Here is an 11,294-nt window from a genome sequence, read left to right as displayed (position 1 = left end):
GGGCCTGCGGTGGAAGGGTGCCGGGCGGGCTGAAAACGCGGGCCTGCGCCGAACTGCGCCCCGCCCGGCACCAGTTCACCCACGCCGCCCACACCGTCCACCCCCTTCGCCGGGATGATGATCCGGAAAAGTTGCTGCCCGGCGGCGGGTGGGGCGAGTGAACTGTCCGATCTCTCGTACAGTTTGCGCCGTGGGATCTATGCGCAATCCGGTCGGGCCGCTTCCCTCCTCCATCTACTGGCGACGGAGGGCCGTTCTGCTGTCCGTACTCGCCCTGTTGACGCTGGTGGTCATCTGGATCGTCGCTTCCGGCGGCGGAGGCGGCAAAAACGGTACGGACGGAGCCAACGGCAAGGATCCCGTGCAGACCATCACCCCGGGACCGTCCGGTTCGGGGCCCGCGATCAGTCAAGCCCCGGGCGGGCGCGACGAGTCGGGGAGTACGGACACCGGCGGCTCGGGCTCGGGTTCCGGCTCGGCGGGCTCCGGGAGTTCGGACGGCTCCGGCAGTTCCGGTGGTTCGGACGGGGCCGGCGCCTCCGGCGGCGGCAGCGGCTCCGCCGGCACAGGTGGCGGCTCCACCGGCACGGACGACGGCGTCAACGGCAGCGTAGGCACCGGAGATACCCTCCCGGCCGGTTCCACCCTGCCCAACTGCACCGCCGGTGTCGTCCAGTTGAGCCTGCGCAGTGTCCAGAACACGTACGCGCCCGACGAGACGCCCACCTTCCAGCTGGTCGCCAAGAACTCCTCCGCCAACGACTGCAAGATCGACCTCGGTCCGAAGGCGGCCGTCGTGACGATCACGCAGACGAGCAGCGACGACGACATCTGGTCCTCGTCCGACTGCCCCAAGAACACGGCAGGTCTGCTGTTCCGCGTCTCCGGCGGCGACAGCATCACGTACACCTTCGAGTGGGACCGCAAGGCGTCCGCCCCCGAGTGCGCCACCCCGAAGGCGGGCTCGGCGACGGCCGACACCTACCTCGTGGAGGCACAGGCGCAGGGCTTCCCGAAGGCCCAGACATCCTTCGTGCTCGACAAGGACTGACCAGGGCCGACAAGGATCGACAACGGCGGGCAAGGACCGACCAGTTACACGTACCGCTCCAGGATCGACGACTCCGCCAGGCGGGACAGGCCCTCCCGTACGCTGCGCGCCCGCGCCTCGCCGACGCCGTCCACCGTCTGGAGGTCGTCGACGCTCGCCGCCAGCAGCTTCTGCAGACCGCCGAAGTGTTCCACCAGGCGGTCGATGATCGCGCCGGGCAGACGCGGCACCTTCGCCAGGAGCCGGAAGCCGCGTGGAGAGACCGCCGAGTCGAGGGTCTCCGGTGAGCCGGTGTAGCCCAGGGCCTTGGCCACCGTGGAGAGTTCGAGCAGTTCGGCGTGGCTGAGCGCGTCGAGTTCGGCGAGCGCCTCGTCGACCGTGCGGGAGCGTTTGGCGGTCGGCTCGGGGACGTAGTCCCGGACCACCAGCTCGCGTTCCGGCTCCACGCCCGCGATCAGCTCGTCCAGCTGAAGGGTCAGAAGCCGTCCGTCGGTGCCCAACTCAAGTACGTACCCGGCGATCTCCGTCGCGATGAGGCGGACCATCTCCAGCCGCTGCACCACCGCCGAGACGTCCCGGACCGTCACCAGGTCCTCGATCTCCAGCGCGGAGAGCGTGCCCGCGACCTCGTCGAGGCGGAGCTTGTAGCGCTCCAGGGTCGCCAGGGCCTGGTTCGCGCGGGACAGGATCGCGGCCGAGTCCTCCAGGACCCGGCGCTGGCCGTCCACGTACAGCGCGATGAGTCTCATCGACTGGGAGACGGAGACGACCGAGAAGCCCACCTGCTTCGACACACGGTCGGCGGTGCGGTGCCGGGTGCCCGTCTCCTCGGTGGGGATCGTCGGGTCGGGGACCAGCTGTACGCCGGCCCGCAGGATCTTGGACAGGTCCGAGGAGACCACGATGCCGCCGTCGAGCTTGCACAGCTCGCGCAGCCGGGTCGCCGAGAACTCGACGTCCAGGACGAAACCGCCCGTGCACATCGCCTCGACGGTCTTGTCGGACCCGAGCACGATGAGTCCGCCGGTGTTGCCGCGGAGAATCCGCTCAAGCCCGTCGCGCAGCGCCGTACCAGGTGCCACGGCACTCAGTGAGGCGCGCATCAGGCCATCGGCGCCGGAGCTCCCACCGGACTTTCCGGGAGCTGCTGCCCGGTCGTTGGCTGCCACTGCACTCCTCCGGTCGCAGGTTCTTAGGCGCTCCCGTTTCGCACACGTTGTTCGTACGGACGGGCGAGACCTGCGCAAAGTCTACCGGCGGTCCTCGTCGTCCCGTGGGGCGTCTCGCCTACGCGACCTAGGGAGTACCCGCAGAGCCTCACCCATGTCGGCGACTTCGATGACTTTCATACCGGTGGGGATCTTGCCTGGGTCCGACGGGACAAGGGCGTGGGTGAAGCCCAGACGGCTGGCTTCGGCCAGTCGGCGCTGGACCCCCGTCACCCGTCTGACCTCGCCCGCGAGGCCCACTTCGCCGATCGCCACCAGGTTCTTCGGCAGCGGGGTGTCGCTCGCGGCGGAGGCCAGCGCGAGGGCGATCGCGAGGTCCGCGGACGGCTCGGCGAGCTTCACCCCGCCGACCGTCGCCGAATAGATGTCCCGCTTTCCGAGCGCGCTGATCCTGCCCCGTTGTTCGAGAACCGCGAGCATCATCGAGACCCGGGACGTCTCCAGGCCCGACGTCGTGCGCCGGGGGGAGGGGATCTGCGAGTCGACGGTGAGAGCCTGGACCTCGACGACGAGCGGGCGACGGCCCTCCAGGGTGACGGTCAGGCAGGTGCCCGGCACCGGCTCGGCACGCCGGGTCAGGAACAGACCGCTCGGGTCGGCGAGGCCCGTGATGCCCTCGTCGTGCAGTTCGAAGCAGCCGACCTCGTCCGTCGTGCCGTAGCGGTTCTTGACGCCCCGGACGAGACGGAGGCGGGCGTGCCGGTCGCCCTCGAAGGACAGGACCACGTCCACCAGATGTTCCAGGAGACGCGGGCCGGCGATCGCGCCGTCCTTCGTGACATGGCCCACCAGGAGCGTCGACATGCCGCGCTCCTTGGAGGCGCGGATCAGCGCCGCGGCGACCTCGCGGACCTGTGCCATGCCGCCCGCCGCGCCGTCGATCTCCGGCGAGGCCACCGTCTGGACGGAGTCGAGGATCAGGAGGGACGGTTTCACGGCGTCCAGATGGCCCAGCACCGCCGCGAGGTCCGTCTCCGCGGCCAGGTACAGGTGGTCGTCGATCGCCTTGATGCGGTCGGCGCGCAGTCTGACCTGGCTCGCGGACTCCTCACCCGTGATGTAGAGGGTGCGGTGCTCGTCGCTCGCCGACTTCGCCGCCACGTCAAGGAGGAGCGTCGACTTGCCCACGCCCGGTTCCCCGGCCACGAGGACCACGGCACCCGGGACCAGGCCGCCGCCCAGCACGCGGTCCAGTTCGGGCACGCCGGTGCTGCGGGCGGTGGCCTGGCGGACGTCGACCTGGCCGATGGGGACCGCGGAGGTGGTGACGCGGCCCGGCGCTGTCGTACGGACGGCGGGCGCGCCGTACTCCTCGACCGTGCCCCACGCCTGGCACTCGCCGCAGCGGCCGAGCCACTTGACCGTCTGCCAGCCGCACTCGGTGCAGCGGTAGGCAGGGCGGTCCTTCGCGGACTTCGTACGGGCAACCATGGGACGAACCGTATCCGGGACCACTGACATCACCCTCGGCGACCGGTGCCGGAAGCCGCGCTCCCGGCGTCAATCAGCCATGTCAGGTCGGTAACAGGCCACGGAATTCGGGGTTCCTGTCCCCTATTGAGGGATCGTTTCACCCGTACGGATTAAAAGTGCTCAAGGTGGCAGAAGGGGCCGTCGTAAGGCGCCTACGGTCGCACGGGTGATGAGCAGTAGTCCGGACACCCCGACCCGCAGCCCCGGCGCGCACCGGTCGCACCGTGAGGCGCGCGACCGGGCGGCGGGGCGCACGCTGGTCGAGCGCCCGCCCGCGCGCTACGAGCCCTATCTGGACGGCCTGTTCACCTACTGCCTCTCCGTCCTGTGCGACCACGACACGGCCACCGCCGCCCTCGGTGACGTCCTCGCGCTCGCGGAGCGCCGCAGCCCGCGAGGTCCGCGCGGGCCGGAGTCCGCCGGTGACCGCAGGGCCTGGCTGTACGCCCTGGCCCGCTGGGCCTGTCTGCGCAAGCTGGCCGAGGCCAAGCAGAAACGTCAGAGCACCCACGCGGCAGGACGGCGCGGAAAGCGCCCGCCGTCCACCGCCGCGTCCCAGGCCGCTCCCGACTCCGCCGCCGTCCCCGTCTCCGAGGAGGCACAGGAGGCGCACCGCCGCGAACTGGCCCAGCTCGCCTGGCCGGAGGCCGCCGGCACCACCCCCGAACAGCGCGAGGCACTCGAACTGGCCGTCCGCCACAAGCTCGCCGCCCACGAGGTCGCCGCCGTCCTGGGCCTGGAGGCCGTCGCCGCCCGCGACCTGCTCGCCTCCGCCGCCTGCGAGGTCGAACGCACCCGCGCGGCCCTCGCCGTCGTCGAGACCGGCACCTGCCCGAGCGTCTCCCGCCTCACCGGCGACCACCAGCTGGTGCTCAGCACGGCACTGCGCCGCGAACTGGTCCGGCATGTCGACGACTGCCCGCGGTGCCGCCGTACCGCCGAGCGAGCCGTCCCCGGCACCTGGCCCGGCACCAGCGTCCCGCCCGCCGAACTGCCCGTCCTGGAGGCGCCCCGCGCGGCCCTGCACCTCGCCATGGCGCACCTCCCACGCGCGCGGGCCGCCGCGCCGCGCTTCGACCGGCGCGGCTTCCCGATGGACCCCAAGGACCGTGCCGCCCGTAGGGACCGGCTACGCGCGCGTGCCGTCACGACCACGGTCGTCGCCACCGTGGTCGCCGCTCCCGTGTTCGCCCTGTGGGCGGCCTACCGCGGGGCGCCGACGGCCCGCGAGGGCGGCCCGGGGGACCGGTCGGCCACCGCGAGCGAGGCACAGCGCCAGGACATCCTCGACGGCGAGAGCACGGGTGGCGGCTACGAGAACGCGGGCAACGCCGGCAACGCGGGCAGCGGCCCCGCCAGCGGCCTCGTCAGGAAGGACCACGGCTCACCGGACGTCTCCGTGGAGGTCGTCAGCGTGGTCCCCGGCGCGAAGGAGAGCCCGGGCCTGCTCACCGTGGAGGCCTCCAGCGACGGCGACACCACACTCATCACCCTCACCGCGTCCGGGCACACCCCGGTGCACTGGACGGCGTCCACCGGGGCGTCCTGGCTGTACCCGAGCCGGTCGTCGGGAACGCTGCGGTCCGGCGAGTCGTTCACGATCAAGGTGTACGTCGATCCGCTGCGCGAGCCTGCCGGTCACTGGAGCGCGCGCGTGTCGATCGCACCGGCGGCGGCCGTCGTCTCCATCGAGGGGTACGGCACCGCGCCCACACCCCCTGAGCCGACCCCGGCGAACCCACCGGCCCCCGGTCCGCCCCGCCCGAGCCCGCCGTCCCCGGACCCCGACCCGACGAACTCGGAGCCCTCGGCGCCCGCGACCCCGCCCCCCAGCGACCCGCCACCGTCCTCGTCGCCGGACCCGGAGCCCACGCCCACCCCCACGCCGACGGCCTCCGTGACCTCGACCCCCGCCGACCCCGGCGGCTCGTCACCGCCCGTCGACAGCGCGACCCCGAGCCCCGCGACGGCCCCCTGAGCCCGCCGCGTCGGCGGAGACGGGGCCAGTTGGACGGGATCGGCGGACAGGATCAGCGGACGGGATCAGCCGGATGCGGAGCCAGCAACGGCAACTGCGAAGCCAGCCGCTCCTCACAGAGTTCGACCAGCCGGTCGTACCCCGCCTTGCCCATCAGCTCGACCAGCTCCGGCCGGTACGAGACGTACACCGGGTCCCCCGCGCCGTGCGCCGAGGTCGCCGACGTGCACCACCAGTGCAGGTCGTGGCCGCCCGGACCCCAGCCGCGCCGGTCGTACTCACCGATCGACACCTGGAGCACGCGCGTGTCGTCGGGCCGGTCGATCCAGTCGTACGTCCGCCGCACCGGAAGCTGCCAGCAGACGTCGGGCTTGGTCTCCAGCGGCTCCAGGCCCTCCCGCAGCGCCAGGATGTGCAGCGAGCAGCCCGCCCCGCCCGCGAACCCGGGCCGGTTCTGGAAGATGCAGGACCCCTGGTACGGCCGCGTCTGCCGCGAGCCCTCCTCGTCCTCCGAGGTCCAGCCGGACTCGGTGCCGATGTCGTGGTGCTGCCAGATGTCGGGCGTGAGACGCGCCACAAATCCGGCGACGCGCTTCTCGTCGTCCTCGTCGGAGAAATGGGCACCCAGCGTGCAGCAGCCGTCGTCCGCGCGGCCGGCCTGGATGCCCTGGCAGCCGCTTCCGAAGACGCAGTTCCAGCGAGAGGTCAGCCATGTCAGATCACAGCGGAAGACCTGCTCGTCGTCCGCCGGATCAGGGAACTCCACCCACGCGCGCGCGAAGTCGAGTCCCTTCTCGTCGCCCACCACCACCGGCTTCGGAGATTTCGCGGACCTCGGGGACTTCGCGGACTTCGCGGGGAGGGCTGACACTGCCGACTTGTCGGCCTTTGCCTTTTTCGTCTTGGGCACCCGTCCAGGGTAAGTCGCCGAAGCCCCCTTCCGGCACCGCTCCGGGGGCGGATCCGGTCGTGGCTGGCAGTAGCGTTCCGTACATGAGACTCGGTGTCCTCGACGTGGGATCGAACACGGTGCATCTGCTGGTGGTGGACGCGCACCCCGGCGCGCGCCCGCTGCCCGCGCATTCGCACAAGGTCGAGCTGCGGCTCGCCCAACTTCTCGACGATGCCGGAGCCATCAGCCCCGAGGGCGTCGACAAACTCGTCGCCGTGATCCAGGACGCGCTCCAGGCCGCCGAGGACAAGGGCGTCGTGGACCTGCTGCCGTTCGCCACCTCCGCCGTGCGCGAGGCCAGCAACGCCGACGACGTCCTCGCGCGCGTGCAGACCGAGACAGGCGTCGAGCTCCAGGTCCTCACCGGCTCCGAGGAGGCCCGCCTCACCTTCCTCGCCGCCCGCCGCTGGTTCGGCTGGTCGGCCGGCAAACTCCTCGTCCTCGACATCGGCGGCGGCTCCCTGGAGATCGCCTACGGCATGGACGAGGAACCCGACACCGCCGTCTCCCTCCCCCTCGGCGCCGGCCGCCTGACCGCGGGCTGGCTCCCCGGGGACCCGCCCGACCCGGACGACATCAGGTCCCTCCGTCGCCATGTACGCGCCCAGATCGCCCGTACGGTGGGCGAGTTCAGCCGCTTCGGCGCCCCGGACCACGTCGTCGCCACGTCGAAGACGTTCAAGCAGCTCGCCCGCCTGGCCGGCGCGGCCCGCTCCACGGACGGCCTCTACGTCCAGCGCGAACTGAAGAGCGAGTCCCTGGCGACCCTCGTCCCCGAACTCGCCTCCATGACGACAGCGGAACGAGCCGCCCTCCCCGGAGTCTCCGAAGGCCGGGCCAACCAGCTCGTCGCGGGCGCCCTGGTGGCAGAGGCCGCGATGGACCTCTTCGCCGTGAAAACCCTGGAGGTCTGCCCCTGGGCCCTGCGGGAGGGCGTCATCCTCCGCCGCCTGGACCACATGGGCACCCACATGGGCACGGAGTAGACCAACTCCGGTACTTCTCGAGTGACGTGGACGGCACATACCTAGGGGCGCGGGGAACGGCGCGACAAGCCACAACGAGCCTGCACCCGCCCAACAACCGATCCCCCTACGGCGACTGGGCGCCCCCGACCCACCCCCACTCGCACACCCCGTAACCTGTCCCCATGGCGGAGCCAGTCGTACGCATCCCGGATGCGAAGGTCGCGCTGTCCACGGCCTCCGTGTACCCGGAGTCGACGGCGACGGCCTTCGAGATCGCCGCGCGTCTCGGGTACGACGGTGTCGAGGTCATGGTCTGGACGGACCCCGTCAGCCAGGACATCGAAGCCCTGCGCAGACTGAGCGACTACCACCAGATCCCCATCCTCGCCGTCCACGCGCCCTGCCTCCTCATCACCCAGCGCGTCTGGTCCACGGACCCCTGGACCAAGCTCCAGCGCGCCCAGGCCGCCGCCGAGAAACTCGGCGCGACGACCGTCGTCGTCCACCCGCCCTTCCGCTGGCAGCGCCAGTACGCGCGCGACTTCGTCACCGGCATCTGGCGCATGGCCGACGAGACGGACGTCCGGTTCGGCGTCGAGAACATGTACCCCTGGCGCTACCGCGACCGCGAGATGCTCGCGTACGCCCCCGACTGGGACGTCACGAAGGACGACTACCGGCACTTCACGATCGACCTCAGCCACACCGCGACGGCCCGCAGCGACGCCATGGAGATGGTCGGCCTCATGGGCGACCGCCTCGGCCACGTCCACCTCGCCGACGGCAACGGCTCCAACAAGGACGAGCACCTGGTCCCCGGCCGCGGCACGCAGCCCTGCGCCGAACTGCTCGAACGGCTCGCGTCCACCGGTTTCGACGGCCATGTCGTCATCGAGGTCAACACCCGCCGCGCGATGTCCAGCGCCGAGCGCGACGCCGACCTCGCCGAGGCACTCGCCTTCACCCGCCTCCACCTGGCCTCGTCCGTCAGGGCCGTCCCCGGCGGGGGACCGCGCCCATGACCGACGCGGCCCCCCGCCGCCGGGGACGCCCCTCCCGTACGGACTCCGCGGACACCCCCGCCGCCCGCGACCGGATCCTGGCGGCGGCCCGTGAGGAGTTCGCCGAGCGCGGCTACGAGAAGACGTCCGTACGCGGCATCGCCAAGGCCGCCGAGGTGGACTCGGCCCTGGTGCACCACTACTTCGGCACGAAGGAGCAGGTGTTCGAGGCGTCCGTCGAGGGCGCCGTCGGCCCCCTCCTGAACGCCCCCGGCGCGATCACCGAAGGCCCCCTCGACAGCGTGGGGGAGCGGCTGGCCCGATTCTTCTTCGGGGTCTGGGAGAACCCGGCCACCCGCAAGGCACTGCTCGCGATCGTCCGCTCCGCCGTGAACAACGAGGTCGCGGCCGGAGCCTTCCGCCGCCTGATCTCCGCCCAGCTGCTGCGCCGCGTCGCCGCCCAGCTGGAACTCCCGGACGCCGAACTGCGCGCCGAGCTGGCCGCCGCCCAGCTCGTCGGCATCGCGATGCTGCGCTACGTCATCAAGGTCGAGCCCCTGGCCTCGGCGGACCCGGAGCAGATCATCGGGATGGTGGCCCCGGTGATCCAGACCCACCTGACGGCGACCCGCTAGCGGCCCGGGGCCATGACCCGAAAACCGAGACGCTCATCCCGCATTTCGGACGATGTGTCCGCCTGCTGGATAACCGGCGTAGGCTCGACGGAGTCATAACTCTCCGAAGTAGCGAGGCGAGCGAAGATGCCCGAGCTGAGGTCCCGCACAGTCACCCACGGCCGCAACATGGCGGGCGCCCGCGCCCTTATGCGCGCCTCCGGTGTACCGGGTGCCGACATCGGGCGGAAGCCGATCATCGCGGTCGCGAACAGCTTCACCGAGTTCGTGCCCGGCCACACCCACCTCCAGCCGGTCGGCCGCATCGTCAGCGAGGCCATCACCGCAGCCGGAGGCATCCCGCGCGAGTTCAACACGATCGCCGTCGACGACGGCATCGCGATGGGCCACGGCGGCATGCTGTACTCCCTCCCCTCCCGCGACCTCATCGCGGACTCGGTCGAGTACATGGTCGAGGCCCACTGCGCCGACGCCCTGATCTGCATCTCCAACTGCGACAAGATCACCCCGGGCATGCTGAACGCCGCCCTGCGGCTCAACATCCCCACGGTCTTCGTCTCCGGCGGCCCGATGGAGTCCGGCCGGGCCACGCTGGTCGACGGCACGGTCCGCACGCTCGACCTGGTCGACGCGATCTCCGACGCGGTGAACGAGAACATCTCGGACGAGGACATCCTCCGTATCGAGGAGAACGCCTGTCCGACCTGCGGTTCCTGTTCCGGCATGTTCACGGCCAACTCGATGAACTGCCTCGCGGAGGCCATCGGACTCGCCCTTCCGGGCAACGGCTCGGTCCTGGCCACGCACACGGCCCGCCGCGCGCTGTACGAGAACGCCGGCCGCACGGTGATGGACATCACCCGCCGCTACTACGAGCAGGACGACGAGACGGTCCTGCCGCGCAACGTCGCCACCTTCGCGGCCTTCCAGAACGCCATGGCGCTCGACATCGCGATGGGCGGCTCGACCAACACGATCCTGCACCTGCTGGCCGCCGCCCAGGAAGCGGGCGTCGCCTTCGACCTGGACGACATCAACGAGGTCTCGCGCCGCGTGCCGTGTCTGGCGAAGGTCGCGCCGAACGTCGCCAAGGACCGCACGTACTACATGGAGGACGTGCACCGGGCCGGCGGCATCCCCGCCCTCCTCGGCGAACTGCACCGCGCGGGCCTGCTCAACGAGGACGTGAACTCGGTTCACAGCTCATCCCTCGCGGACTGGCTGAAGACATGGGACGTGCGTGGCGGCTCCCCGTCGCCGGAGGCCCTGGAACTGTGGCACGCGGCCCCCGGCTGCGTCCGCTCCGCCGAGGCCTTCTCCCAGTCGGAGCGCTGGGAGGCCCTGGACACGGACGCCGCCGGCGGCTGCATCCGCAGCGCCGAGCACGCGTACTCGAAGGACGGCGGCCTCGCGGTCCTCAAGGGCAACCTCGCCGTCGACGGCTGCGTCGTGAAGACGGCCGGCGTCGACGAGTCGATCTGGACCTTCGAGGGACCCGCGGTCGTCTGCGAGTCGCAGGAGGAGGCCGTCGAGAAGATCCTCAACAAGCAGATCACGCACGGCGACGTCGTCGTCATCCGCTACGAGGGCCCCAAGGGCGGCCCCGGTATGCAGGAGATGCTCTACCCGACCTCCTTCCTCAAGGGCCGCGGCCTCGGCAAGACCTGCGCCCTGATCACGGACGGCCGCTTCTCCGGCGGCACCTCGGGCCTCTCCATCGGCCACGCCTCCCCCGAGGCGGCCTCCGGCGGCACCATCGCCCTCGTCAACGACGGCGACCGCATCCGCATCGACATCCCGAACCGCACGATCGAACTGCTGGTCACGGACGACGAGTTGGCGGCCCGCCGCGAAGCCCTGAACGGCGTCTACGCACCCGTCTCCCGCGAACGCAAGGTCTCACAGGCCCTGCGCGCGTACGCGGCGATGGCGACGAGCGCCGACAAGGGCGCGGTGCGGGACGTCTCCAAACTGGGCTGACCCCCTCGCACAGCTCCGTCCGAACGA

9 protein-coding genes are annotated in these 11,294 nt (G+C 71.3%); 6 read left to right on the top strand and 3 right to left on the bottom strand.

Features of this window, described 5'->3' with window-relative positions; translation table 11 throughout:
• Positions 1–190 precede the first annotated feature (190 nt).
• On the top strand, positions 191–1,051 hold the full coding sequence (locus STRTUCAR8_RS16645) for a hypothetical protein (RefSeq protein WP_044472321.1): 861 nt from the start codon (positions 191–193) through the stop codon (positions 1,049–1,051).
• A gap of 44 nt (positions 1,052–1,095) precedes the next feature.
• Here the strand turns inward: STRTUCAR8_RS16645 and disA are convergent, their stop codons facing one another.
• Both disA and radA read right to left on the bottom strand, forming a co-directional pair.
• Complete coding sequence (disA, locus tag STRTUCAR8_RS16640; protein WP_006376965.1) at positions 1,096–2,220, bottom strand: DNA integrity scanning diadenylate cyclase DisA; 1,125 nt, start codon at positions 2,218–2,220, stop codon at positions 1,096–1,098.
• A gap of 81 nt (positions 2,221–2,301) precedes the next feature.
• Positions 2,302–3,711, bottom strand: coding sequence for a DNA repair protein RadA (radA, locus tag STRTUCAR8_RS16635; protein ID WP_006376960.1), 1,410 nt, complete (start codon positions 3,709–3,711; stop codon positions 2,302–2,304).
• Between the two features lie 211 nt (positions 3,712–3,922).
• Between radA and STRTUCAR8_RS16630 the strand changes: the two genes are divergently transcribed.
• Complete coding sequence (locus tag STRTUCAR8_RS16630; protein ID WP_100247568.1) at positions 3,923–5,731, top strand: BACON domain-containing protein; 1,809 nt, start codon at positions 3,923–3,925, stop codon at positions 5,729–5,731.
• 52 nt (positions 5,732–5,783) lie between these two features.
• Here the strand turns inward: STRTUCAR8_RS16630 and STRTUCAR8_RS16625 are convergent, their stop codons facing one another.
• Positions 5,784–6,641, bottom strand: coding sequence for a DUF3109 family protein (locus STRTUCAR8_RS16625; RefSeq protein ID WP_006376962.1), 858 nt, complete (start codon positions 6,639–6,641; stop codon positions 5,784–5,786).
• 83 nt (positions 6,642–6,724) lie between these two features.
• On the opposite strand from STRTUCAR8_RS16625, the gene STRTUCAR8_RS16620 reads away from it, so the two are divergent.
• The 4 genes from STRTUCAR8_RS16620 (at position 6,725) to ilvD (ending at position 11,267) form a co-directional block, all read left to right on the top strand.
• Positions 6,725–7,669, top strand: a complete 945-nt coding sequence (locus tag STRTUCAR8_RS16620) for a Ppx/GppA family phosphatase (protein WP_006376959.1) — start codon at positions 6,725–6,727, stop codon at positions 7,667–7,669.
• A gap of 164 nt (positions 7,670–7,833) precedes the next feature.
• The gene (locus STRTUCAR8_RS16615; protein ID WP_006376956.1) at positions 7,834–8,673 is read left to right on the top strand and encodes a sugar phosphate isomerase/epimerase family protein; all 840 of its coding nucleotides are present in this window, start codon (positions 7,834–7,836) and stop codon (positions 8,671–8,673) included.
• Positions 8,670–9,287 (top strand): TetR/AcrR family transcriptional regulator, encoded by a 618-nt coding sequence (locus tag STRTUCAR8_RS16610; protein ID WP_006376964.1) that lies wholly within the window; start codon positions 8,670–8,672, stop codon positions 9,285–9,287. The genes STRTUCAR8_RS16615 and STRTUCAR8_RS16610 overlap by 4 nt, the downstream gene beginning before the upstream one ends.
• A 126-nt stretch (positions 9,288–9,413) precedes the next feature.
• Positions 9,414–11,267, top strand: coding sequence for a dihydroxy-acid dehydratase (ilvD, locus tag STRTUCAR8_RS16605; protein WP_006376961.1), 1,854 nt, complete (start codon positions 9,414–9,416; stop codon positions 11,265–11,267).
• Positions 11,268–11,294: the final 27 nt, after the last annotated feature.

The sequence above is a fragment of the Streptomyces turgidiscabies Car8 genome (assembly GCF_000331005.1).
Taxonomy (GTDB): domain Bacteria; phylum Actinomycetota; class Actinomycetes; order Streptomycetales; family Streptomycetaceae; genus Streptomyces; species Streptomyces turgidiscabies.
This window is presented reverse-complemented; position numbering and strand designations above follow the sequence as displayed.